The organism is Embleya sp. NPDC050154 (assembly GCF_044460165.1).
Classification (GTDB): domain Bacteria; phylum Actinomycetota; class Actinomycetes; order Streptomycetales; family Streptomycetaceae; genus Embleya.
Map to the genome: position 1 here is coordinate 117,388 of NZ_JBITJP010000031.1, position 23,891 is coordinate 141,278.

Here is a 23,891-nt window from a genome sequence, read left to right on the forward strand (position 1 = left end):
CAGGGGCCCCAGCGGTTTTGGTACCGGTCCGGTACCGCCGGTGGTACCTGCCTGGTACCTTGGTGGGCATGCCAGCTTTGAACATCGAGTACACGGACGAGGAACTCGCCGCAGTGCGCAAGGCCGCGCAGCTGGGGGGCAAGTCGGTGAAGGCCCATGTGCACGACCTGAGCGTGTCCGAGGCCGCCCGCCGCAACTTCGTCACCGGCGCCGCCACGTTCGTCACCGACCACTTGGCCGAGTTCCAGGACGCCTTCCCCGAGGGGCAGCGTTGATCCTGCGCGTCGACGCCGGCTGGGTCCTGGACATCCAGACCGCGAACACCCCGGTGAACCTACCTCTCACCGACTGGGGATCGTTCGCGTTCTGCGTCGAGCGCCACCGCTACGAACGCTTCCGCGGCGAGCTCTACTACGAGGAGACCGCCGCGCGCGCCGCGACGTTCGTCCACTCCATGATCGTCCTGGAACCCTTCGCCGACTACAACGCCGTCGTCGGCTGCGCCTGCGCCGACCGCTACATGGCCGGCTCCGACGAACCCCTCACCGTCCCTCCCGGCGGCTGGGTACAGCTCACCCGCGACATCCGCGAACGCAAACACACCCTCACCGACGTCGCCCGAACCCTGCGCGCCTGGAGCCGGCCGCAGACCGATTGAACATCGCGGCCGGCCGACGCACAGGGTTCCGGCGAGCCGGTGGAACAGGATCCGTCCGCTCCGCTCCCTCGTCACCCATGTCGGGATCTGTGCCGGGGCCCGCAGTTCGGCGTCGAAGCGGCACGGATCGTCCTTGCGCGCCGGCCACCGGTGGCTGAACGGGAGGCGTTCCGGCGGCGAATGCCGGTGTGGGGCGGCGGGGTTCACATTGCCGAAGGGTTGGGCACGTCCCATTGCCGGCTGTCCGCGGTGGTGCAGGTGACGAATTGTCGTTCCCTCGAGACGGCGTAGACGAAGTCGGTGGGCGCGGGGCATCCGGCGCCGTGCCACCAGGTGGTGGCGGCCTCGAGGCGTGTCCACAGGTCGTGGGGTCCCCAGGTCCAGGCAGGGTGGTCGCCGTCGGGGTCGGACACCGCCATGGCGTACGTCCCGTAGGGCTCCATGCCTGGGCGCGTTGGTGGCCGTTGTCGTCGATGCCGCGACCAACCGTGCGCTCCCAACAGCCGCCACACGCTTGACAGGGACGCGTACACCACCCCCGTGACCTGCGTGATCACCCGCCCGACCCGCGCGAGCGTTCAGATCCGCCCGGTGAAACCCGCCGCCTCCGGACCGGCCTCCAGCACTGTCGCCACCTCGGCGAATCCCTCGTCCGACACCCGCCGGCGGGCACCCGGCGGGCCGGCGGAGCGCAACGAGTCCGCCCCGCCGTCCACCCACGCGCGATGCCACGTCGACACCGCCTGCGGCGACACACCCGACCGACGCGCCCTTGCGCGCGACCTCCTGCAGGCGGTGTTGCTGTGGCTTCATGCGGGCGCGAAGGCCGATCTCGGGAGGGTTGTGGGGCGACTCGACGCGGAGTTCGACCGCCGGACGGTGCCGCGTCCCGGGCTTATCGGACCTGACAGTCCCTGGGGCGTGAACGGGCCGTGGCGCGATCAGCTTGCGGTGGAGTGAGTGGCCTCCGGATTCCTGACCGCCTTCCCTGTCGCCGCTGGATCCCGGGAGGCATGGTCAGGTAGCGGTTCGTTGCTGTTCCGCACGGGACAGGGCGGCGACGGCGCGGGCGGGGGTGCGGCGCAGGCGATCACGTACAGGACGCGGGTGGTGTCGGGTGTGGTCATGCGGGCAGTCCAGCGCGTTCGGCCAACTCCCGCAACGGCCACGGCGCCGCGCCCCTGGATCGCCGGTGCAGGTCGGTGACGACGTTGCGGGCGCAACCGGATCGCAAGCTCACGCTGGGACAGACCCCGCCGCTCCCGCCAATGCCCGACGTCCTCATGTCGCGCCACACCGCATCGCGTACCTCGCGTGCCGCTCCGGCGCCGCGGGGCGGCGGGGTTGGGCTCGACGGGTGCACTGTGGACCCGTACGGCGCAGCAGTGGTGTGGCGTGCGGCTGATCCGCTCACTGTTCCCGGCGGGCGCCGTAACGATGGACCCTGACCGTGGCGGCCGGAAGGAGAGCATGAAACCGCGCTGTTGCCGACGGATGCCGAGCATGTGTACGGAACCCAGGCGGCTCTGCCCATCGGGCGGGGGCGACGCAGGCCCGGGTGGGTCGGATTCGGGCGCGTGTCGTACTCCCCGGCGTCGGGGCTGACCACCATGGACTGGCTCAAGGACGAGATCTTCAAGCCGTATCCGGAGCTGCTGGTCTTCCTGACCGTCGCCTTCGGGTTCCTGCTCGGCAAGATCCGCTACAAGACCCTCGCGCTCGGCTCGGTCACCGGCTGCCTGGTCGCGGGGCTGCTGCTCGGAGCCGGGGTCGACGTGCAGATCAACGGGACGGTCAAGTCCCTGTTCTTCATCATGTTCTTGTTCGCGCTGGGGTACAAGGTCGGCCCGCAGTTCTTCCGGGGCCTGAAGAAGGATGGCCTGCCGCAGGTCGTCAACGCGCTGGTGGTGTGCGTGACGGGGCTGCTGGTGTGCTGGGGGTTCGCCACGATGCTCGGGTACGGGCCGGGGTTGAGCGCCGGCCTGCTGGGCGGGGCGCTGACCCAGTCCGCGGTCATCGGCGTGGCGCAGGACGCCATCGGCCAACTGCCCGGCTACGGGGGGGCGAAGGCCCAGAGCGAGGCCAACCTCGTTGCGATCGGATACGCCGTCACCTATCCGCTCGGCACGATCCTGTGCGCGCTGCTGCTCGCGAACGTGATCCCCGCACTGCTGCACCGGGACCTCGCGAAGGAGAGCGCCGACCTGGGCAAGGAACTCGACGTCCCCAGTGCCGACCCGGACCTGGGTCGGGGCTACTACGAGGACGTGCTGCGCGCCTACACGCTCACCCACCAGGAGTACGCCGGGCAGACCGTCGCCCGGTTCGAGGCGGCGCAGCACGATGCGGGCCGACGCGTCTACATCACCCGGATCCGCCGCGGCGACGAACTGATGGACGGCGCGGAGGAGACCGTGCTGCGGGTCGGCGACGTGCTCGCGGTCAGCGCGCTGCGCGAGGATCTGGTCGCGTTCGATCCCGAGACACGTGTGGGCCCCGAGGCCGACGACACGGCGCTACTGGCCTACGCCACCGAGACCCTGCATGTCGTGGTCTCCGCGAAGGGCCAGATCGGCCGGACGATCGCGCAAGTGCGCCTCGAACCGTTCATGGCGGGCGTCTTCATCGACAAGCTGTACCGGTCCGGGGCGGAGTTCCCGTACGTGCTCTCCTCCACCCTGGACCGCGGCGACACCCTGGTCCTGAGCGGCCCGCAGCGTCTGGTCGTCGGTGCCGCCAAGCACCTGGGCACGCCGGTGCCCACCAGCTATGCCACCGATATGATCTGGGTGGGCCTGGGCATCTTCGTCGGCGGTTGCATCGGCATTCCCGCCCTGCACGCCGGCGGCGTGCCCATCAGTTTGTCCACCTCCGGCGGCGCGTTGATCATGGGCCTGGTCTTCGGGTGGCTGCGCGGCAAGTACCCGACGTTCGGGAACGTCCCGCCCGGCGCGCAGTGGTTCATGGACACCCTCGGGTTGTGCATGTTCGTCGCCGTGGTCGGCATCAACGCCGGTCCGAGCTTCACCTCCGGGCTCGAGCAGGCCGGGTGGGGGTTGGTGGTGTGGGGGGCGGTGGCCACCGTCGTTCCGCTCGTCGTCGGTTTCCTGTACGGCCATGTCATCCAGAGGATCCGCATGCCGCTGCTGCTGGGCATGCTCGCCGGCGGGCAGACCACCACCGCCGCGATCGGCGCGATCAACGAGAACGCGCGCAGTCAGGTGCCCACTCTGGGCTACACGGTCCCCTACGCGGTGGGGAACGTGCTGCTGACCATCTGGGGCTCGGTCATTGTGCTGCTCACCCATTGACGGGCCGGTCCCTCGCCCTTTCCCTCCGTAACCCCGTCCGTCTCCGTCCGATTCCCGTTCCGGTTCCGTCCTTGAGGAGTCAGCGTCGTGCCCAAGGCCACCTACAGCCGCGAGAAGATGCGCACTCTCGCCGCCCTGAGCCCCTTCGAGCTGAAGGCCGAGTTCATCAAGCTCGCCGAGGCCCATGCGGCGGACGCGAGTCCCGAGGACGCGCAGAAGCACCGGGCTGCACGGCAGATGCTCAACGCCGGGCGCGGTAATCCGAACTGGATCGCGACCGGGCCGCGCGAGGCGTATCTCGCGCTCGGGCATTTCGCGCTCGGCGAGAGCCGTCGAGTGTGGACCGCCGACGACCTGGGCGGCATGCCCGTGCAGCCCGGAGTCGCGGACCGTTTCGAGGCGTTTCGCATCGCGAATCCGGGGCTCGCCGGTGTCGAGATGCTGCACAAGTGCGTACGGCACGGCATCGACGCGTTGGGCTTCGACCCGGACGTGTGGCTCCACGAGCTGGTGGACGGCTATGTCGGGGACAACTACCCGATGCCGGACCGCATTCTGGCGTGCACCGAGCAGGTTGTCCGGACCTACCTGCACCACGAGATTTTCGATGGCAAGGCGGTCGCCGGCAACAACCTGAGCCTGTTCGCCACCGAGGGCGGCACCGCGGCGATGTGCTACATCTTCGACTCGCTGATGAAGAACGGCATCCTGCACCGGGGCGACCGGATCGCGTTGATGGTGCCGATCTTCACGCCCTACATCGAGATCCCCGAACTGGACACGTACGGCTTCGACGTGGTCGACATCAAGGCCGAGCTGTTCGCCGGGAACGGGGTCCGCGAGTGGCGTTATCCCGAATCGGAGATCGCCAAGCTGGAAGACCCCGCGATCAAGCTGGTGTGCCTGGTCAACCCCAGCAATCCGCCCTCGCTCGCGCTGTCCGAGCGGGTCGCGCGGCAGATGGCCGCGATCGTCCGGGACAAGAACCCGAACCTGGTCGTGGTGACCGACGACGTGTACGGCACGTTCGTCGACGGTTTCCGCACCATCGCCGCCGAACTGCCGCGCAACACGATCCTGGTCTACTCGTACTCCAAGCACTTCGGCGCGACCGGCTGGCGGCTGGGCGTCATCGGCGTGCACGACGACAACGTGGTCGACGCGCTTCTCGCCGCCCTGCCGGACGCCGAGAAGCGGCGACTCGCCAAGCGGTACGGCACCATCGCGCTCGAGCCCGGTGCCCTGAAGTTCATCGACCGGCTCGTCGCGGATTCGCGGCAGGTCGCGCTCAATCACACCGCGGGCCTGGGTTTGCCACAGCAGGTGCAGATGGCGCTGTTCTCGCTGTTCGGGCTGCTCGAGGAGGGCCAAGCGTACAAGCGACTCCTGCGGGAGACGGTGCGCCGTCGCCTCGATCTGCTCCTGGAGGGGTCGGGGATGCGGATCGCGGACGATCCGAAGCGTGCCTGCTACTACATCGAACTGGATTTGGTGGCGGAGGCGAAACGTGTGCACGGGGACGGTTTCGCGAAGTTCCTGGAGGCCAACTACGAGCCGATCGACCCGCTGTTCCGGCTCGCCGAACAGACCTCGGTCGTGCTGCTCAACGGCGGTGGCTTCGACGGGCCGCAGTGGTCGATCCGGGCGTCGCTGGCGAACCTCGACGACCTCGACTATCTGAGGATCGGTCACGCCGTGCGCGGGATCTTCGACGACTACCACCGCGAATGGGTGGACGCGGGCAGCCCGGGTGCCGGCGACGACAGCGGCGGCTGAGCAACCGGCGGAAAACGGCGTGGGGCACCGCGGCTGCCGAAGTGCCCCACGCCGTCCGTCGGGTCGTCCCCGGGGGATCAGGTCTTCAGGCCGATGATGCCGACGAAGATCGGCCCGGTGAGCGGGAGCAGGAAGTTGGAAAGCGTGTACGTGATCGTGTAGCCGAGCATCGGCACGGAGCTGCGCGCGGTGTTGGTGACCGCGGTGATCGCCGGAGTCGAACACTGCTGCCCGGCGATGGCCCCGACGAGGATCGGCTTGTCGATGCCCAGGAACCTCCGGCCGATCCACAACCCCAGGAACGCCGGGATCACCACCATCGCGATGCCGGACAGCGGCAGCAGCAGCGGGTACTGCTTGAGCAGCGGCCCGGCGTCCGGCCCGGCGGCCAAGCCGGTGACGGCGATGAACATGGCCAGGCCGAGGTCCTTCATGGTCTGTGCGGCGACCGGCGGGTACGCGCCGAAGGTGGGCTGCGTGGACCGGAACCAGCCGAACAGCAGTCCGGAGATCAGGCAGCCGCCGCCGGTGCCCAAGGTCAGGTCCGCGCTGCCGACGTGCACGACGATCTGGCCGAGCAGCACCCCGAGGCAGATACCCAGGCCGATGTAGATCCAGTCGGCGCTCTCGGTGCGGACCTTGGCACCGAACTTCCGCTGGAACCGGTCGACCTTGGAACCGCTGCCGACGATGGTCAGCGTGTCGCCGTGGCGCAGTTCCGTCTCTCCGGTCGCGGGGAGGTCCTGGCCGACCCGCTGCAGGCCGGTGAGATACACGCCCTCGGTCTCGTCCGGGTACGCCCGGTTGAGCTCGGTGACCGTCTTGCCGGCCAATTCCTTTTTGGTGAGCACCAGTTCCCGTACCGACAGGGGGTTCTCCAGGCCGGGGACGCCCGCGGTCTCCGGTCCCAGCCGTCCACCGGCCGCCATGACGCCTTCGCGCCGTCCGACCACCAGCACGCGGTCGTCGCGGGCCAGCCTCAGGTCCGGGGCGACGGTCAGCACCTTGGTGCCGCGTTTGACGCCCTCGACGGAGGCGTGCAGCCCGACCGCTTCCTCGAGCGCCTTGATCGTCACCCCGCCGCCGTCGGTCACGTGGTACGTCCGGCCGACCAGGGCCGGCATCGACGCCTCCTGGCCCTCCTCCAGCGTCGCGTGCGCACCACGCATTCGCTGCCAGAGCTCGCGGCTGGCATCCGCCAGGTCGATCTTCATCAGCCGTGGGAAGAGCTGACTGGTCAACATGACGATGGTGATCAGCCCGAACAGGTAGCACACCGAATACGCGGTGGCGACGTGCGCCTGCATCTCCTTGGACTCGTCCGCGGTGATGCCGGACAGCTTGGAGATCGCCTCCTGCGCGGTGCCGACGACCGCGGACTCGGTGGCGGCGCCGGCCAGGATGCCCGCGCCGGTGCCGACATCCAGGTCGCCGGCCTTGGTGATCACGATGGCGATGATCACGACCACGACGGCTTCCATGATGGACAGCGCGCCGAACCGCAGTCCCTTCGCGTTCAGGTTGGCCACGAACCCGGGTCCGGCGATGTATCCGAGGGAGAAGATGAACAGCGCGAACGCCACGTTCTTCACGTCGGCGTTGACCGACACGTGCTGCGCGCCGATCAGCATCGACACGATCAGCGTGCCGCAGATGCCGCCCAGCGTGATCGGCCCGACGCGTAGCCTGCCGACCAGGTAGCCCAAGGTGAGGCACGCGAACAACGCCAGCACGGCGTTCTCCCGCATGAGATTGAGCACGACACTCCTCCCCGAAGCAACAGGTGTTGCATAGAGCATCACATCGGGGCATTCCGGAGGCCCGCAGGCCACCAACGCCGAACGAGTGAAGGGATGGCGCAGGCGGGGGTATGGGGGAGGCGGGGTGGCGCCGGTGCCCCGGATGTGGAGCGTCCGAGCGAGCGGTCGAACCGTCGCGACTTCCACGACCGGCACGGCATCGCGACTTTCAGCCGTGTGATTCGAAGCGGGCTCGTGTGTCGAGGGGCGGGTCGCCGGGTCGGGCGGGATTCGCGAGGGTGCCGGTGCGGCTCTTGCGGCTCTTGCGGCTCCGTCGCACCGCGGGACCGGTGGCAGCGACGAGGACTCCGAGGGCACACAGTGTCACCGTCCGAGCTGCGGGGGCCGGACTTTTTGGTTCGGGCAGCCCCGCGGGCTCAGGTTCAGGTGTCGCCGAGCTCGACCGCGCGGCGTAGGCCCGGCGGAGGGTCGCGGAGGGCGACGGCGAGCGCCTTCAGTCGACCCGCCACCTGGGACGACACCCACACCTGGTACCTGACGACTCGGGAGGTCATGAACAGGTTGTGGGTCGCGGAACCCAGTTCCCATTGCCCACGCATGACGCGGCGCGCGCGTACTTCCTCGATCTCCACCGGACCGTCCGGCAAGGCCTGCCCGATGGCGAGAGCGTGCGGGACTACCCGGAGGGAACCCGGTCGGCGTTCCTGGACGCGGCTCGTGCCGTCATGGAGTGACGCGCGACTGCCGTCCCGAACCCCACCCCTCTGCTCGTCGCCCTCTCCCGCCTGCTCGATCCGCCGTCGCCGACCGGGCTGCGGCAACGGTGGGGCCGGAAGGCGGTTCCACCGAGCAGGCACGTGGGCAGACGACACCGGGCCGCGGTGAGCACGTTCACGTGTACCTGGTTGGGCACCGCGGGCCGGGCAGGTTGATCGCGTCCCGGCCGCCGACCACGATCGCCGGCTCGACACGTCCCGCCTCCGGCAGGATGGCCGGCCCTGGCGGTACGCGGCCATGGGCGCGGTGGCGGCCAGGCTGGAGCTGCGACCCAATGCGGGGCGCCAACTTAGGTCGCGGGGACAATGTTCGCGGCCTTGATGCCCATGAGAATCGGCCTCGTCCGTTGTGAGCCAGAGAGGCCGATTGCGCCATGAGCAACTCCGTACCACCGCGTCCCGGCCGGCCTCGGCTGCGTGAGCTCGGACACCGGATAGGCCGCATCGACCCGGGGCCGCTGAACGCGATCACCGATGTGGCGGGGGTGCGGGTGGGCCATGCCACGGTGTTCGACACCGCTTGGGGCGTCTACTCCGGGGTGACGGCGATCGTTCCGACCGCGCTGCAGGGGGTGCGATCGCTGTCGGCCGGTCTTCATGTGGCGAACGGGTACGGGAAGTTCGTCGGCGCCACCCAGCTGGTGGAACTGGGCGAGTTGGAGACCCCGGTGCTGCTCACCTCCACCCTCTCCACGTTCCGGGTGGCCGACGCCCTGGTGAGCTGGGTCCTCGACCACGCGGACGGCCCGGTCAAGTCGCTGAACCCGGTGGTCGGCGAGGTCAATGACTCGTGGCTGTCGTCGACGGTGGCGCGTCCGGTGACCGCCGACCATGTCTTCACGGCGTTGGCCGAGGCGGACACGGGACCGGTGGCAATGGGCAACGTCGGTGGCGGCACCGGGGCATGCGCTCTCGGATTCAAGGCGGGCATCGGCACGGCCTCACGCCGCATCGACATCGACGGCCGCGCCGCGACCGTCGGGGCGCTGGTCCAGGCGAACATGGACGGCTGCCTGCGGTTTCCCGGGCGGATCGTGACGCCCGAGAGCTTGGGGCTGGCCGGCGCCGGACCCGACAGTGCCCAGGGCTCGTGCGTGGTGGTCCTCGCCGTCGATTTCGCGTGCCCGGCCGCGCAGTTGTCACGGGTCGCAGCACGCGGCGTCTTCGCGCTCGGTCGGGTCGGTGCCGCGTTCAGTCACGGAAGCGGTGACTACGGCCTGGCATTCTCGACCGACACCACCACGGCGAGGAACCTCGAACCGGCAGAGCTGGACGCGGTTTTCGCCGCCGTCATGGACTGCGTCGAGGAGTCGGTCATCGACGCCCTGCTCGCGGCGGAGACGGTTACCGCACCATCAGGCCGCGTCGCCCACGCGCTCCCGCACCGGACGGTGCGGGTATGAGCGCCCCGGCGGGCATGACCGACACCCGACGACCCATGCGCCGACTGGGCATCCTGGGCGGCATGGGGCCTCTGGCCACCGCCGACTTCTACCGACGGCTGGTGGAGCATACACCCGCCGATGTGGACCAGGAGCACCTGCCGGTCGCGATGTGGGCCGACCCCCGGGTACCCGACCGGACCGCCGCGTTGCTGGGCAACGGCCCGTCCCCGGTGCCGGCTTTGCTGGAGGGAGTGCGCTGGCTCGAGTCGGCCGGTGTGGATGTGATCGCCATCCCTTGCAACACGGCGCACGCGTACGTCGAGGACATCCGCGCCGCCAGCGACATCCCGCTGCTGGATATGATCGGCACGGCTTTTGCGGACGCGCAGCGCCGGACGGACGACGTCACACGGATAGGTGTGCTGTCGACGCGGGGCACGCGCGCCGCGAAGCTGTACGAACGTGCTGCCGAAACGCTCGGTGGAACGATTGTGCAGGTCCCCGACGCAGCGCAGACGGACCTCGTGGACCGGGCGATCCGCGCCGTCAAGAACGGGGCGGATCTGCGGGAAGCGGAGCTGTGGATCGAGTCGGCCGCACAAATCCTGCGCGACCTGGGTGCTCAGGTCGCCATCGCCGCGTGCACGGAGATTCCGCTGGTCAGCGCGGGCGCCGCAGGTGTGCTGCCGGTTGTCGATTCGACGGCCAGCCTGGTCGAGTCCGCCGTGGCGCGCCTGTGGTCGTGAACGCCCGCGCCCTCGCTGCGGCGATGGCCGCGGATGCACGATCCGGCGGCGCGCTCGTGCGCGCCGGGCGAGGGCCGAGGACGGCTCGCCTCAGGCGAGTGGCTGTGGGGCGCCTCGGGGCCTGCGGAAGTCGGACGCGCCCGTGCGGTGCCTCACGGTCGTCAGCGCCGCACGGGCCGGCCTGGCAGCGCGTCAAGCGACCTGGATCCTGCCCTTGCGACGCATCGCGGGGACGCTGTCCTGCAAATTGCTCCCGGGGAGGTAGTTGCATCGGTTGACGGCTTCGAGCAGGGTGAACGCGCCTAGTTCGCGCACATAGCGGCGCAGCACTTTCGAGAACATTCCCGCAGTTCCTGGGGTCGCCGGCCCCGTCCAGCCACGTGAGTGGCATCGCCTCGGAACCGATGACGGTCGCCGGAAACGGAAGTGTCCTGTCGACGAGCGCTTGGTCTTGCGGATTCATCTCGTCGAGAAAGTGCATGATGGCCAGGCCACCGGGATCGGCCGCGCGGAGTAAGGCTGTCTCGACGGCCGAAGTACCCGGTGTGTCTTTGTCGCCGTATACCAGCTTCCGACCGGCGGCGATCGCGATAGTGGAACGATCGCCTCGTCGGAAGTGGAGTCCCTCATGCCCCAGGCTGCCGATCTCGGATCGACGCCCGACGTCGCCCTTGCCGCTTTGTTCGACAGGCAGGTCGTGCCCGGCGCGGCCATCGGCATGGTCCACGGCGACGCGGACTACGTCGCGACACAAGGCGTACTGACGCATGGGCCCCGGCCCGGGTGACGCCGGACACGCTGTTCCGCATCGGATCGGTCACCAAGACCGTGACCGCACCGCCGTGGCAGGACTTGCCGAGACCGGGCCACTCGACTTCGAGCGCGTCCGCGCATATCTGCCGTCTCGGAAAGCACCCGGGGCGTGGCAGTCCAAGAGCCGCGCCATCCCCGATCGTGACGGCCGCCGGATGCGTGCGAGCATCGGGGTGCCCGGTCCCGGGCGACGAGGACCGGGCGGGTCAGGACGCGGTCCCGGCGCGTTGGACGCGCATCGCGACACCGAGCGACTGCGGATGGACCACGCTCTTGCTCAGGCGGCGGTCCGCAGATGTTCGTGGGCCCACTCCTCGAAGCCGGTCAGGTCGATGCCCAGCGCGCGAGCGAACCGTGGCCGGGCCGGCTGGCCGACAACCTCGATGAACCGGTGCGTGGCACCCATGTCTCCCATGCCGGCGGCGCGGGCCTGTTCCTCGGTCATGTCCGGGGCCGTCAGTGGGACTCCCGCCGCGCGGGAGAGGATCTCGGCGATTTCGGCCATGGTCAGGTAATCGCCGGCGAGCTCGAGTTCCACGCGGTGGAACTCGGCGGGGGCGGAGATGGCGGCCGCCGCGGCGCGGCCCACGTCTTTGGCTGCCACGAGTGCCAGGTGCGTGGTCGGTTTGACGACGGTGACCAAACCCCCTTCGACGCCCCGGGGGAAGTAGAACCGCATGGACGGCTCGAAGTTCTCCATGAAGAACGACGGCTTGAGCAACGTCCAGTAGGGAAAGTCGAGTTCGCGCAGCCGGTCCTGGATCGCGGCCTTCGTGCCGAGCGGGGCTTCCAGTACCGCCCACCGTCCTTCGGCCCAGCCCGGGGCCTCGACGTGCTGTCCCACGCCGCTGGTGGAGGACTGGACGAACTGCTGCACACCGGCGGCCCGTGCGGTCGTCATGAGGTTGTCCGCCTGGCTGACCTCGCCGGCGAAGTCGAACCCTTGCTCGGTGTATGCGGGCATCTGCACGGAGAAGACGGCGCGCACGCCTTCCACAGCCGCCTCAAGGGTCGCAGGTTCGGTGAGATCGCCCACGAACAGGTGGGCGCCGAGTTTTTCAACGGCTCGTGCACGCGGCGTGTCGGGGTCGCGTACCAGGGCGCGCACCGGTGTTTCCTGCGCGAGCAGGGCGCGGGCGGTGGCGCCGCCTTGGCGGCCGGTGGCGCCGGTGACGAGAACCGGTGTCGCGGCAGTGGTCATGTGCATCTCCTCGGCGGTCACGCACAGCACAAACGGCGGGGGGCGCCGTTTCGTGTTCGCTACAATACGGCGGGGTCCGCCACTTATCAATGTTGGGGAGATCATGACCGGTCAGCGCTCGGACGCCCGCCGCAACTACACGCACATCCTCGCCGTGGCCGAGGCCGAGGTGGCGACCCAAGGAGCCCAGGCTTCCCTGGAGCGGATCGCCCGCATCGCAGGCGTCGGATCAGCCACCGTGCGGCGCCACTTCCCCACCCGCAAAGCCCTACTCGAAGCCGTCTTCAAACAGCGGATCCACGACCTGTGCGATCGCGCTCATACGCTCTGCGGCGAACACGACAGCCGCTCCGCGCTGGTGGAATGGCTGCGCGAGCTGCTTGCCTACTCGCTCGCCGCACGCGGCCTGGCAGACGTCCTCTCCTACGAACCCCTCCAGGACGAGGCGACGCAGGACTCCTGTGCGCCGGCCATCGGTGCGGCCGGCGCCTTGTTGCTGCGCAAGGCCATTGACGACCAGACCGTCCGGGCGGACATCACCATCGACGACCTGCTCACACTGATCGTCGGAATCGCCCTGGCCACCGAGAATTACACCGACCCGGCGACGCAGGCGGACCGTGCCTTCCGGCTCGCCGTCGCAGGCTTCGGCGCCAACGACGCCTGACCACTCACGTACGATCGGCACAGCCCTGACAACCGGCGGATCGATCAACCTCCCTCATGGACGCCCTGAGCCACGTGGAGGAGCACGCCACGACGCTCTGCACAATGGGCGATGTCCCAAACCGTCCGAGGTTCGATACGCGTTGATCGCGGTCGGCCGGGTGTGCGGTTTCCTGTCGTCGCGGATACCGGACACGCCGCGCGTCAGCTTCCTCGCCGGGTCGTGTCCGCTGAACGACGATGGCTCCACGGCAGTGATCGGGGACTACGCGGGGCGATCGAGAACATGCGGGCTGCTCCTACGGACTCGGGTGCGTCGCTCCAGGACGTCATCAGTACAAGGGTCCTCGTCGCATGGGCCCGGCGCCCACTCGAAGCGGGTCCCGATCACTGGGCCGGCCGCCGCCGGCCCCATCGTCGTGAACGGACCGGAGGTTTGGGCCGAAGCAGCCCGCACCGACGGCTTCCTGGTCGGATCCCACCCCCACGGTCAGATCGAACTCCAAGACTGGATGGCGGAGCCCAACGGTCCGGCATGGGCCTTCGACGAAGGCGCAGGGGGAACCAAGCCCACCACAGCGGCCCTTCCCGTCCATCGCGACGACGAGTATCGGGGCTTCGTCGCGGACCCCAACGAAGGGGAAGGCCATTTCGCGTTCCACCCGATCGGCAAACCCTGAGGCGTGAACAAGGGGCCGTCTTCCCACGGCACCGGTTCGACCCGGTGCCCGGGTTCCGGGTCTCGGGACAGGAGATCCGGATCATGAACGACCCGAACCGCTGCGTGGAGGACGGGCATTGGTCGCGCGCCGGCATGCCTGTTCGGTGTCGCCATCGTGGTGGTCGCAGGCGGCCGTGTCGAGGGTGAGCAGGGAGCGGGTCATGGTGCTGGTCGGCGCGGACAGCTCCAATCCGCGCTGTTGGCTTTCGCGGGCGCGGCGGGTGTCGCCGAGCGCGATGAGCGCGTGGGACAGGTGCACGTGGTGTTTCTGTTCGCCGTGGGTCAGCCAGGTGTCCGCTCGTGCGCCGGTGTCGAGGCGTTCCATCAGGGCGTCGGCGTCGGCGACCGCGCGGCGTGCCTGTTCCGGCTCGTGGGCCACGGCGTGGGCGCGGGCGGTGACGGCGGCGGCCAGGGTCGCCGCCGGGGTGGCTCGGTTCCCGGCGGCCCATCGGACCTGTTCGGCGAGGGCCGCCGCGGCTCGGGGGGCGCCGTAGTTGAGCGGAACCATCGCCTCGCGGGCGAGGGTCCACGCGAGGAGGTCGTCGTCTGTGGGGCACCTCGGCGAGCGGTGGCAGAACCGCATGACGTCGTTGCGGTTGCCGCCGATCGGGGACACCGCGAGTGTGATTTCCCGTCCCTCGACCAGGACGTGGTTCTTGTCGCCTGGTCGTGCGCGGTCGACTGGGCGCGGCCCGCTTTCGGGCCCCTTCGGGCGGCCCGGACGTGGCTGGCGTCGATCAGCGCCCACGACCGGTCGAGCTGCCTGGCGGTGTGCAGTCTCGCGAGCAGGATCACGTGCGGTCGGTCCCACATGCCGGCCGCGGCGTGAGAGGCGGGCGGCGGGACCGCAGGAGGCGTGCGGGGCGAGTCGGTTCAGGACCACGGGTCGCTCGGATACGCCTTCGATGACTACACCGGTGATGAGGCCGTCGACCGGCACCGCGGCGTTCGCGGTGCCGCTCTCGCGCACGAGTTCGGCGACCGCGACGGAGGACACAGGTTGAAGAGCGTGTCGGGGCTCATGCCGGGGAGCTCGGCGATCGTGGTTCGGGTGTAGGGCGCCCTGTCGGGAGGAGCGGGTACCGTCGCCCGCATGTCCGACGATCGAGGTTCATCCCCGGGTCCCGCGCTGCGGGCGAAGCTGGTCACGGAGGCGGTCGTACCACTTCGTGACCCGGTACGGCGGTTGGGGAGTGGCTTCCTGGCGGCTCCCTGAGCTCGCGAAGTCCTGGTGCTGGACCCCGAGTTGCGCGTCGTCGCCCGGTTCCCGATCCCCGAGGAGTTGGCGCACCGATATCCGGAGTCGGACGGGGACATCCGGATCGATGTCGGTCCGGACCATCGGTGGTTGGTTCTCGCGGGCACCGACCGCATGGTGGTCGTGGACTCGACGGGACGTGTGGTCTGGCGGGCCTCCTACCCCGCGTTCGGCGACGCCGGTGGCGACGCGGTGCCGGCCTGTGCGGTGTTCAGCCCGGACGGCTCCGAACTGTGGGCCTTCACCGACTCTCGACGCGTCCTCCGACGAGGACTGGGTGGACGACGCCGAGCGATGGGTGGTCAGGGTCTCGGACTGGCAGGTCACCGGCCGAGCCGAAACCCGCTATCGGGGGATCACGGACATCACCGTCCACCCAGACGGGAGCCGACTGGGATTCGCCTACTTCAACGGGCACGAAGCGGACGGCACCTGGACCACCTGGCACGACAACACCGAGAGCGCTCCCATTCAAGGCGCCTGGTTCCCGCTGGACGTATCCCCCGACGGCCACCGCTGGCTCGACGGCACCCGGCACGACATCGTCGTGGGCGACTTCACGGGCACCCGAATCCGGCTGAACGAGGACGGGCACTGGGACCACTGGGAATTCACCCCCGGCACGTGCTTCGTAAGCCCGGCCCAAGTGCTCGCCGTCGCCCGGGCCGCCTCCAGCGCGACGGTCGCGGCCACCGGCGCCGGCGCGATCGTCCTCCTCGGCCTGTTCACGTTCTCGGCCCTGCGGATCCGTCACCACCGCGCAACGTCCAGGCCCCCGGCCCGGTGAAAGGAGAGTGGCCCACCGCGTCGACGGCCTCCTCGGCCGGTTCGAACTCGCCTGCGAACGGGAGGATTTCGGCAGGTGCGGCCCGGAAGACGACGTGATCGCCATACGTGTGACGGATCACCAGCCGGGGTGAGCCGCGCCGGCGCGAGCCGGAGGGGCATCCCACTCGTCCCGTGCTCGGAATGACCACTTGCCGCGAGTCCGGCGCGAGGGACGGTTCGCGAACCGGCCGGCCGCAGCCCTCCGATCGCGCACGGCCACGGTCGTCGAGCACACCACGGACACCGGGCGCCGCTCGCGCGTCACGCTCGCCTCGCCGGTCGCGAAGGGGACCTCCCGGGCGCGCCCGTCGGCGGCGGCTCGGTGAAGGGCTCGTTCCGACGCCGGGGAACCGTCGTACCCGAGCGGGGAGGGCGTCGTCTCCGGCGTGGACTCCGCGAACGGTTCCCGTCGTGGCGAAGATGCCGAAAGGCCCGGTAGTCGTCGGGGTGTTCGATGGAGGTTCGGTGCCCCCGAGCGGCGCGCCGGTGGGGGTCGTGCCGCGGGTGGGGGAACGAGGTGGCCGGTGGGCCGATTCGTCGTGGACATCGTGCGATCGGTGAGAGCCGGTTTCGGGCTCTTTGTGCTCAATTCTTTGATGCAGTTCCTGTTCGTCGCCGCAGAATGGTGGGCCGAGTACGGCTTGACAACCGACGGCCCTGTCGAAGACTTCTGGGGAACGGTGGCCGGGCTCCTGCTGGTCTTTCCCGCCGTGTGGACCGCGACCACCCTGATCGCGATGTTCGTCTTCCGTCCCACGCGGCGGATGGCCAGGGAGATCCTGTCCTCGCCCGTCGGCGTCACGGTGTTCGTCCTGGGCGCGTTGAGCGTCGCGCTCCTGTACGGAACCGATCGGGTCGTGCTGTCGTACACGATCGGTTGGATCGCTGTGATCCTGGCGTCCGTCACGCAGTTCCAGGTTCAGGATCGGGGCCCCCAACCGTGGTTGGGCATCACGTTCCTGGTCGTGGGCTACATTCTCGGGTCCTATGTCGCGGTCGCCGAGGACGTCAAAGCCGACCGGGCACTTCCCGACGACGTCCTGGACTGGATCGTCGCCGTGCTCAACCTCGCCCTCGTGTGCTGGGCGGCACGGCGACTGTGGCACCGGCAACGCCATTCGACAGCCTGACCGACGCCTTGCGCATCACCGCCGACACCGGGCGAGCGCCCGGCCGCCGGGCGTGTCGTGCCTGCGAGCCGGTCGACTCCGAGCGGCTCCGCACGCATGGCGACCCGCGGGAAGCTGGCCGCGTTCACGACCTCGTCCTCTCGCGCACCCATCCGCCTGGTCCATGTCCGACTCCACCGGACCTCCGGAGCGCAACTGCTGCTCACCGTCTTGCGAGTTCTGCCGATCCCCGACGCTGAGGAGTTCATGATCCGCTCGAGGCCGGCGCCGCCCTCACCGTGACCGTCCCCGACAAGGTCGACCAGTCGCGGAGACGCTCGACGCGGCGCGGCCTCCGGCGCGTTCGATGAACTCGTTCATCTCGTTGCGGGACAGCGCCGCGAGCACGCCGATCATGGCACCGGTCACGACGACGGCCCGGCCGGCCGGCGGCGGCCCCTGCGGGGCGGCAGGGTCGTCCGTCGCGTCCGAGGCCGTCGCCGCTCCGGGGGTGACGCCGGGTTCGGCCGTGTTCACGCCGGCGGCGACGAGTGTGTCCAACACCTCCGCCAAGTCGACGAGTTCGGCGTCACCGGGGCCTTGCCGTCGCCGATGCTCTCGACCCGGGCCATCTCGACGACGTCGGCCGCCCGGATTGCGTCCATCGTGCCGAGGTGGCGGGCGATGCTCCGCGACATCGATCGTCCCGTGCTCCGGATCCCCAGCGCGCACAAAACCCTGCCCAGCGGCCCGATCTTCGCCTGGTCGATCCAGGCAAGGAGCTTGTCGGCGCTCTTCGTCGGCCGTGCGCTTCGAGGGTGAGGAGTTGCTCGCGAGCGAGGGTGAACAGGTCGGCGACGCCGCCGGTGTCGACGAGTTCGGTGACCAGTCGGCCGCCGATATCCTCGATGTCGAGACGGACAACCCACCGGGTTCGTCGTTTCCGGGGACTCGTCGACGTGATGACGTCACACTGGTGGTGAGGACACGGGGGCGGTTCGAGGCTGATCGGGGGCATCGTGTGCTGAGCGTGCCGAGCGGCGTCGTATGAACTGGTTCGAGTTGCGTTTGCAGGCCGCCGGCGTACAAGGGTTGTTCCATATCCTGCGCGGTCGACCCGACAAGTCGGTCGCGGTGGCGGAGGACACGGTCGGCTTGAGGGCGGCCGACTACCGGTCCGAGGAGGCTTTGCGGCGGCGTGTCGCCGCGTTCCGGGCGAGGACGAACCCCAAGCGGGCCAGGGACTGGCTGCTCACCACCGCGCAGGGCGTGGCCATGAACGGCCGGTCGGCGGACGCGCTGGCGCTGTACCACGTGGTGCTGGACGTCCCCGACGACATCAGGCGAGACCCGCGGCGTCTGGTCGGTCACCTGGGGGAGACGCTCGCGGACGACGCGAAGCTGTACATGTCGACGTTGTCGTACCTGGCCATGCTCTTCGAGGGACAGGGACGGTCGTCCGAGGCCGCGGAGTTGTTGCGCGTCGACTTGGAGTCGATACCGGTCGCCGCCGACCTTCGGGATCCGGACGACGTCTTCGAGGCGCGTCTGCGCCGGCGACTCGACGGACTCGACCGACTGTCCGCCGCGGTCTATCTGGCGACGGTCACGCAGTTCGTGGACGCTGTGGCGCCGAGCCCGACCGGCGTGGTGGCCTTGGAGCGCGCCTTCGGCCTTCAGCCGGGGGACTACGCGTCGCCGGCCGCGCTGAAGCGCAAGCTGGACCCATGGGCGAGTGGGACGGGGGTCCTGACCGGACCGGCGAACGGCACGGCGGCCCTGTTCGGCCTGACGGGCGGCCTCTTCAAGGCCGGGCGCAACAGCGAAGCCGTCGCGCTCGTCGAGTGGTGGCTCGATGCGACCGCCACGGACTATGCCGATACGACCCTGCTCGCGGCGAAGTGGCGCGCGTTTCGTTCTCGACTGGTCGGTGTGCCCGTGCTGTCCCTGCTGTCCGTCTGGGCGGAGGCACTGGCGCTGGACGGCAGGCATCAGGATGCTCTTGCGGTGATCGCGGCCGACAACGACGTGGTCGTCGATGTCATCGAGGACACAACCAAGCTCCTTGCCATGTTGGAGCGTCGCTTCACGCCCCCCCGACCCGACACTGCCGAGGCGGCTTACGTGGCGGTTGTGTTCGCCACGATGGTGGCGAGCGAGCGAACCGACGCCGCGGGCGCGATCGCGACGTGGTTCATTCCGCGTCACGAGTTGCTGTGGAGCCCGCGTCCCGGCGGCGACCCCGACGTGCACCGAATCGTCGCCCTACTGGACTTCTGGCTCACCGTTGTGGACCACGACGATCCGGAATACACCTGGACGGTGTGCCGACAAGCGGTTGCCTACCTCCGCACCAGCGTGGCGATGGACGTCATGCACCGCCTCGTCGACCGGCGCGCCTTCATCACCGATGTCGAGAGCCTCCGCACGACGATCGGTACCGTCGCGGACCGAGTGTCGAGTGCCGGGCACGACGAGCAACGCCTGATCGAAGCCCTGTTGTGGGACGCCGAGTTGGGCCAGCGAGCGTTGTTCGAGGAGTTCCTGCTCGTCACCGTGGCCCCGACGGTCGAGGGCACGGATCCGGAGGAGCGGTGGCCGCTGCCGGGGCCCGAACCGCACTTCGACAGCCATCTGCCGGACCCGGACGCCTGCCGTGACCACGACGTCCTGAGCATCCTCGCGGCGGCGGATCGACGGGCGAGCACGTCACGCGCACCCATCGAGACTCGCTCGCCCGAGTCCACCGCGGTGCCTCCCGAGAAGTGGCTGACCGAAGCGGAGGGCGTCGTCCGTGAGGGAGTGACCCAGGACCTGCTCGCCAAGATCCTCGGCCGAAACGGGATGCTGCTGCGCGCCGGATTCCACACTGACGGCGCTCTCGCGTGGACCGCCGTCCGCTCCGACGGAACCGCGCTGCGTGTCTGCGGATCCTACGTCGGTACGCCGGGCGACCGGACGCGCCTGCGCTGGGCGCGCGTCCGATACGAGGCATGCGGGCTCCTGGCCGCGGCGGACCGAGGACTCGCCGTGCCACAGGAGCCCGATGGCGAGGTATGGACGCCTGCGGGCTATCTCGCCCGCGCGCTGGGTCGACTCGCCCGAAGTCTGACCGAGGCCATCGCGATCGACGCACGTCGACGGGCCTGGAAGCAGCACGTCGATGCCGCCCTCGCCGACCTGGCGGCATCCTCGGTCGCCGTTCGCGAACGGCTCGACGAGCGCCTGCGGGATCTGCTGGAACCGGACCCCACGCCCGCCCTGGCGACCGAACTTGCCGCACTGGCGGCCTTGGTGGCGGAAAGCCAGGCGCACGCGGGCGACGGCGGCTTCGCGCGGATCGACACGGACACCGCGAGGTACTTGGACGACGTCGCGCGCCTTTGGCCGCTCGACGCGCTGGCGGAGCACCTCGACGACGACCTCGACGTCGTGTTCCAACTGGAGGACACACTGCAATCGTTCCCGATTGCCCACCACACCCTCGGAGACGGCGTCCCGCTGTACGCACGGGTTCGATCGACCCGGGTCAGCCTGTCGATTCTCGTCACCGTGATGCAGGACCGCGTCGAGCGGGAATCCGGCTCCAACGCGACGGACCTTCTGACACTCTCGCACTTCGAGCCCGACGACAGCGCCGCACAGTTCGCTCAATGGCTCCACCACGGCCAACGCCGGCTCGCCGCAGGCGCCGTCACATGCCTGAGCGCCGCGATCGACCCCGAGGGGTCCGCGAGCACCCTGGGCGCCGCGCTCGCGCGGGGGACGGGATTCGCCGCGGTCACCGTCTGCGGACACGGTCATGCCCGGGAAGCCGCCATCGAACTGGCCGACGGCCTGTGGAACGGCACCGGCGTCGACTGGCGGGGGGTCGATCTCCTGGTACTCGTGAGCTGTTCGGTCGGCGTCCTGGACCAAGCCGAGGACCAGGACGTCGAAGGGCTGTGCGTCCGGCTCGCCGTGCATCGCGCGCGCGGCGTCCTCGCCTGCCGCCGACCGGTGGTCGCGCCACACGCCATCGCGTTCGCCAATGAAGTCGTCGCCCGCTACCTGGACTTGCGCGGCGACCACGACGCGGGGCCGCTCCTGCGGGCGCGGGCCGTCAACGCGGCCCGACGGCACTTCCTCGGGCGGGGGAACACCCCTGTCGAGGGACGGATGGTGAGACTCGACACCGTGGCGGCGTTCGAGTTGTACGGACTCGGATGACCGAGGAGAACAGGAGCACGGCGATGACCGGACCGACAGCCGACCCCACAGGCCGTTTGACGATGGTGGCACTGGACCGCGACGGCAACCGGTGCGACGAACAAGGCGTGGTCGCGCGACTGCTCGACACCATCGGCGACACCCGTCGCCCGGTGACCGACATCTTCGTACTCAGCCACGGATGGCAGACCGATTCCCCCACTGCCACCGCGATGTACAGCGAGTGGATACGCACGATGCGCGACCATCTCGCCGGGCCCCAGGCCGCGCTCCGCGAACGCCGTCCCGACTTCCGTCCCGTGGTCGTGGGAATCCGCTGGCCGAGCGTGCCGTGGGAGCGTCCTGCGGGTGCGATGTCCTTTGAGCAGGAGGTCGCGTTCTACACCGACCTGATCGGTGATCCCGCCGCCGAGGAGGAACTGCGACCACTGCTTGCCGAAGCGAACGCCAAGCCGGATGCCGAACTGTCCGAAGCCGACGAACAACGGTTGCGGACCTTGGACGCGAGATCCGGTCTCGCCCTGGGGCACGTCGGAGCGGCACCGGGCGACGATCGCGCATCCTTCGAACCCCGACGGATCGTCGCGGACTTCCGCGAGACGCGAGACGACGGCGCCGAGGCCGGGCGATCGCGCTCGATCCTCGCGCCCCTGTGGGTCACCAGTTTCTGGACGATGAAGCGACGGGCCTGGCAGGTGGGCCGCAGCGGCGGACACCGACTGCTCCAAGAGCTGCGCGCGGCCGCCCCGTCACAAGCCAGATTCCATCTCGTCGGTCACAGTTTCGGCGCCATCGTGTGCGCGGGCGCGATTCAGGGTGACGGAAGCACACCCGCAGCATCCGTACACTCACTCATCCTGTTGCAGGGAGCACTCTCCCTGTGGGCCTTCGCCCCCCGGATCCCCGACACCGAACGATCCGGATTCTTCCACCCTCTCATCACCCAAGATCTGGTGACCGGGCCTCTCGTCACCACGCGGTCACGCCACGACCGTGCCCTCAAGTGGTACTTCCGTATGGCCGCCACCGTCGGCCGGGACAATCGGCTCGCCGGTCGTTTGCCGCGCTACGGCGCCGTGGGGACATACGGTCTCGCGGGCGTGGACCGCGTCACCTCCGAGGTGGTAGGGCCGGGCCGCCTGCACTACGGCATCCGGTCGGCCAATCGGTACGACCTGGTGGGTGATGCCGTGATCTCCGGGCGGCGGTTCTCGGTCCAAGGCGCCCACTCGGACCTCGCCCACCCCGAAATCGCCGCCGCCATCTGGGAAGCCGCCACATCCACGTGATCCGCGCCGGACACACACCGCGATCCGGTGGCGGCGCCGCGGTCACCGACGAGCGGTTCCGGCCCGGCGTTCCCACCCGAAGCTCGCTCACCTCGGCCCCCCGAAGTCCGTCGGATCCGAACGGCCGAGGGCCGCAGATGGGACCCCGACGGCCTCGGGTTACGGCGCACGGCGGTGCCCTCTTCCGGGTGCCCGTCCGCACGAATCAGGCGTCGTCCCCCCGGTAGGGCGGGGCAGCGTCCGGGGCGTGGAGTCCCCTGCCGGCGGTCCAGGGCCGGTTCCGACGGACCGGGACCGCCGACAGGGGCCGCGGGGTCATGCCGGGGGAGCCGAAAACCTCCCCAGCCCTTCCGGGAGTGCCGACGGACACCGTGTTCCACGTCCACACGCAGGCACACGGCAGTGCGTGCGAGGTGGCCGTGACCGGCGAACCGGACCTGGCCACCGCCCCGCAACTGCGCGCCGCGCTCACCCACGCCCTCGCCGGCCACCAGCAGTCGGCGTGGACCTGCCCGGAGTGACCTTCGGCGACTGCGCCGGCCTGAGCGCCCTGCTCGGCGCCGCCCGCGACCACGGCACCGACGGCGGGTACCTTTGGCGGTCGCGGCAGGACCGATAGCGGGCCGCGCTCGTATCGAGGCATCCCCGCCGGCGGCCCAGCTTTGCCGCGAGCACGGTTCCGGTCACGGCCCGGTGTCGGTGGCGGCGTCCAGCGCGTAGGGCGTGCCATCGCGGGCCCCGAGGTAGACCTTCCCGTCCGCTGTCGCGGGCGGGAAGGACGTGCTGCCGGTCGGGTACGTCCAGCGTTTGATGCCCGTGGCGGCGTCCAGCGCGTGCACGGTGCCGTCGCTGGCGCCGACGTACACCACCGTGTCCGCGATCGCGGGCGACGCGGCCGTGCTGCCGGTCGGGTGGGCCCCGCTGTGCCCGCTGCGCCGTCTCGCGGAGAGCCGTCGCACGGACCCTGGAGTGGTCGTGGCTCCCCGCTTTTCAGAACTCCTATGCGTATGAAACCTGTTCGCGCAACGTGACCCGCCACGTTCCAGGCGGGCGTGCAGGGGCGGCGGTGTCGCCGAGCGCGTCGTGGGGTAGATCGACGCGGCCTCACGTCCGAGGCTCGGGTCCCGGATACGAGGCCTTCGCCCGCCGGAGGAATGGCCGGCATCGCGACCACACCGGGCTGTTTCGGCGGACCGCAGGATTGGTCGGGACGTTGCCGGGTGGTGGGGTGGTTGTGCGTCGGTCGGCTGGGCACCCATCCGTCGGGGACGCGGCTACGAATGCTCGATGAGGACTGGAGGGAGTCTGCGTTGAGTGTGATCGAGGTTGCCCCGACTCGGATCGACCCGGTGCGTTGGCCCGATGTGGCCGAGGTGCCGAGGCGG

General features: G+C 69.8%; 23 protein-coding genes and 2 pseudogenes. 17 read left to right on the forward strand and 8 right to left on the reverse strand.

Annotated features, from left to right (window positions below; genetic code table 11):
• Positions 1-68 precede the first annotated feature (68 nt).
• Both ACIBSV_RS42955 and ACIBSV_RS42960 read left to right on the forward strand, forming a co-directional pair.
• The gene (locus ACIBSV_RS42955) at positions 69-275 is read left to right on the forward strand and encodes a hypothetical protein (RefSeq protein WP_395872921.1); all 207 of its coding nucleotides are present in this window, start codon (positions 69-71) and stop codon (positions 273-275) included.
• Complete coding sequence (locus tag ACIBSV_RS42960; RefSeq protein WP_395872922.1) at positions 272-658, forward strand: hypothetical protein; 387 nt, start codon at positions 272-274, stop codon at positions 656-658. The genes ACIBSV_RS42955 and ACIBSV_RS42960 overlap by 4 nt, the downstream gene beginning before the upstream one ends.
• A 203-nt stretch (positions 659-861) precedes the next feature.
• Here the strand turns inward: ACIBSV_RS42960 and ACIBSV_RS42965 are convergent, their stop codons facing one another.
• Entirely contained in the window at positions 862-1,101 is a 240-nt protein-coding gene (locus ACIBSV_RS42965; RefSeq protein ID WP_395872923.1) for a hypothetical protein, read from the reverse strand.
• Between the two features lie 97 nt (positions 1,102-1,198).
• On the opposite strand from ACIBSV_RS42965, the gene ACIBSV_RS42970 reads away from it, so the two are divergent.
• The 3 genes from ACIBSV_RS42970 to ACIBSV_RS42980 all read left to right on the forward strand — a co-directional run bounded on the left by ACIBSV_RS42970 (position 1,199) and on the right by ACIBSV_RS42980 (position 5,745).
• Positions 1,199-1,618: a hypothetical protein gene (locus ACIBSV_RS42970; protein ID WP_395872924.1), complete on the forward strand. Its 420-nt coding sequence runs from the start codon at positions 1,199-1,201 to the stop codon at positions 1,616-1,618.
• A 650-nt stretch (positions 1,619-2,268) separates the two neighbouring features.
• On the forward strand, positions 2,269-3,969 hold the full coding sequence (locus ACIBSV_RS42975) for an aspartate:alanine exchanger family transporter (protein ID WP_395872941.1): 1,701 nt from the start codon (positions 2,269-2,271) through the stop codon (positions 3,967-3,969).
• A gap of 87 nt (positions 3,970-4,056) precedes the next feature.
• The gene (locus ACIBSV_RS42980; RefSeq protein WP_395872925.1) at positions 4,057-5,745 is read left to right on the forward strand and encodes a bifunctional aspartate transaminase/aspartate 4-decarboxylase; all 1,689 of its coding nucleotides are present in this window, start codon (positions 4,057-4,059) and stop codon (positions 5,743-5,745) included.
• Between the two features lie 77 nt (positions 5,746-5,822).
• Here ACIBSV_RS42980 and aspT read toward each other — a convergent pair whose 3' ends face one another.
• Positions 5,823-7,505, reverse strand: coding sequence for an aspartate-alanine antiporter (aspT, locus tag ACIBSV_RS42985; protein ID WP_395872926.1), 1,683 nt, complete (start codon positions 7,503-7,505; stop codon positions 5,823-5,825).
• A gap of 477 nt (positions 7,506-7,982) precedes the next feature.
• On the opposite strand from aspT, the pseudogene ACIBSV_RS42990 reads away from it, so the two are divergent.
• The 3 genes and pseudogenes from ACIBSV_RS42990 to ACIBSV_RS43000 all read left to right on the forward strand — a co-directional run.
• Positions 7,983-8,239, forward strand: a pseudogene (locus tag ACIBSV_RS42990) (hypothetical protein); the annotation flags it as partial.
• Between the two features lie 416 nt (positions 8,240-8,655).
• On the forward strand, positions 8,656-9,684 hold the full coding sequence (locus ACIBSV_RS42995; protein ID WP_395872927.1) for a P1 family peptidase: 1,029 nt from the start codon (positions 8,656-8,658) through the stop codon (positions 9,682-9,684).
• Positions 9,681-10,412: an aspartate/glutamate racemase family protein gene (locus ACIBSV_RS43000; RefSeq protein ID WP_395872928.1), complete on the forward strand. Its 732-nt coding sequence runs from the start codon at positions 9,681-9,683 to the stop codon at positions 10,410-10,412. Before ACIBSV_RS42995 ends, ACIBSV_RS43000 begins: the two co-directional genes overlap by 4 nt.
• A 192-nt stretch (positions 10,413-10,604) precedes the next feature.
• Here ACIBSV_RS43000 and ACIBSV_RS43005 read toward each other — a convergent pair whose 3' ends face one another.
• Positions 10,605-10,754 carry a hypothetical protein gene (locus ACIBSV_RS43005; RefSeq protein WP_395872929.1) on the reverse strand — a complete coding sequence of 50 codons (150 nt, stop codon included), beginning with the start codon at positions 10,752-10,754 and terminating at the stop codon, positions 10,605-10,607.
• Positions 10,755-11,040: 286 nt separating this feature from the next.
• Between ACIBSV_RS43005 and ACIBSV_RS43010 the strand changes: the two genes are divergently transcribed.
• On the forward strand, positions 11,041-11,199 hold the full coding sequence (locus ACIBSV_RS43010; protein ID WP_395872930.1) for a hypothetical protein: 159 nt from the start codon (positions 11,041-11,043) through the stop codon (positions 11,197-11,199).
• A gap of 303 nt (positions 11,200-11,502) precedes the next feature.
• Here ACIBSV_RS43010 and ACIBSV_RS43015 read toward each other — a convergent pair whose 3' ends face one another.
• Positions 11,503-12,426: an NmrA family NAD(P)-binding protein gene (locus tag ACIBSV_RS43015; protein ID WP_395872942.1), complete on the reverse strand. Its 924-nt coding sequence runs from the start codon at positions 12,424-12,426 to the stop codon at positions 11,503-11,505.
• Positions 12,427-12,529: 103 nt separating this feature from the next.
• On the opposite strand from ACIBSV_RS43015, the gene ACIBSV_RS43020 reads away from it, so the two are divergent.
• From ACIBSV_RS43020 to ACIBSV_RS43030, 3 genes and pseudogenes are all read left to right on the forward strand, one after another.
• On the forward strand, positions 12,530-13,093 hold the full coding sequence (locus tag ACIBSV_RS43020; protein WP_395872931.1) for a TetR/AcrR family transcriptional regulator: 564 nt from the start codon (positions 12,530-12,532) through the stop codon (positions 13,091-13,093).
• A gap of 199 nt (positions 13,094-13,292) precedes the next feature.
• Positions 13,293-13,459 (forward strand): annotated as a pseudogene (locus tag ACIBSV_RS43025) (RidA family protein); the annotation flags it as partial.
• 52 nt (positions 13,460-13,511) lie between these two features.
• On the forward strand, positions 13,512-13,772 hold the full coding sequence (locus tag ACIBSV_RS43030; RefSeq protein ID WP_395872944.1) for a hypothetical protein: 261 nt from the start codon (positions 13,512-13,514) through the stop codon (positions 13,770-13,772).
• 81 nt (positions 13,773-13,853) lie between these two features.
• Here the strand turns inward: ACIBSV_RS43030 and ACIBSV_RS43035 are convergent, their stop codons facing one another.
• Positions 13,854-14,429 carry a hypothetical protein gene (locus tag ACIBSV_RS43035; protein ID WP_395872932.1) on the reverse strand — a complete coding sequence of 192 codons (576 nt, stop codon included), beginning with the start codon at positions 14,427-14,429 and terminating at the stop codon, positions 13,854-13,856.
• A 919-nt stretch (positions 14,430-15,348) separates the two neighbouring features.
• On the opposite strand from ACIBSV_RS43035, the gene ACIBSV_RS43040 reads away from it, so the two are divergent.
• The gene (locus ACIBSV_RS43040; RefSeq protein WP_395872933.1) at positions 15,349-15,858 is read left to right on the forward strand and encodes a hypothetical protein; all 510 of its coding nucleotides are present in this window, start codon (positions 15,349-15,351) and stop codon (positions 15,856-15,858) included.
• 598 nt (positions 15,859-16,456) lie between these two features.
• The gene (locus ACIBSV_RS43045; protein WP_395872934.1) at positions 16,457-17,029 is read left to right on the forward strand and encodes a hypothetical protein; all 573 of its coding nucleotides are present in this window, start codon (positions 16,457-16,459) and stop codon (positions 17,027-17,029) included.
• 273 nt (positions 17,030-17,302) lie between these two features.
• Here ACIBSV_RS43045 and ACIBSV_RS43050 read toward each other — a convergent pair whose 3' ends face one another.
• Together ACIBSV_RS43050 and ACIBSV_RS43055 are read right to left on the reverse strand one after the other, a co-directional pair.
• Positions 17,303-17,581, reverse strand: a complete 279-nt coding sequence (locus ACIBSV_RS43050; protein WP_395872945.1) for a hypothetical protein — start codon at positions 17,579-17,581, stop codon at positions 17,303-17,305.
• Positions 17,542-17,706 carry a hypothetical protein gene (locus ACIBSV_RS43055; protein WP_395872935.1) on the reverse strand — a complete coding sequence of 55 codons (165 nt, stop codon included), beginning with the start codon at positions 17,704-17,706 and terminating at the stop codon, positions 17,542-17,544. The genes ACIBSV_RS43050 and ACIBSV_RS43055 overlap by 40 nt, the downstream gene beginning before the upstream one ends.
• 107 nt (positions 17,707-17,813) lie before the next feature.
• Here ACIBSV_RS43055 and ACIBSV_RS43060 point away from each other — a divergent pair, with 107 nt between their 5' ends.
• The 3 genes from ACIBSV_RS43060 to ACIBSV_RS43070 are packed head-to-tail and all read left to right on the forward strand — an operon-like array spanning position 17,814 to position 22,506.
• A complete protein-coding gene (locus ACIBSV_RS43060) occupies positions 17,814-18,059 on the forward strand; it encodes a hypothetical protein (protein WP_395872936.1) in 246 nt (81 codons plus the stop codon).
• Positions 18,056-21,217: a hypothetical protein gene (locus tag ACIBSV_RS43065; protein ID WP_395872937.1), complete on the forward strand. Its 3,162-nt coding sequence runs from the start codon at positions 18,056-18,058 to the stop codon at positions 21,215-21,217. Before ACIBSV_RS43060 ends, ACIBSV_RS43065 begins: the two co-directional genes overlap by 4 nt.
• Before the next feature lie 23 nt (positions 21,218-21,240).
• Entirely contained in the window at positions 21,241-22,506 is a 1,266-nt protein-coding gene (locus ACIBSV_RS43070) for a hypothetical protein (RefSeq protein WP_395872938.1), read from the forward strand.
• 683 nt (positions 22,507-23,189) lie between these two features.
• Here ACIBSV_RS43070 and ACIBSV_RS43075 read toward each other — a convergent pair.
• The gene (locus tag ACIBSV_RS43075; RefSeq protein ID WP_395872939.1) at positions 23,190-23,465 is read right to left on the reverse strand and encodes a PQQ-binding-like beta-propeller repeat protein; all 276 of its coding nucleotides are present in this window, start codon (positions 23,463-23,465) and stop codon (positions 23,190-23,192) included.
• Positions 23,466-23,891: the final 426 nt, after the last annotated feature.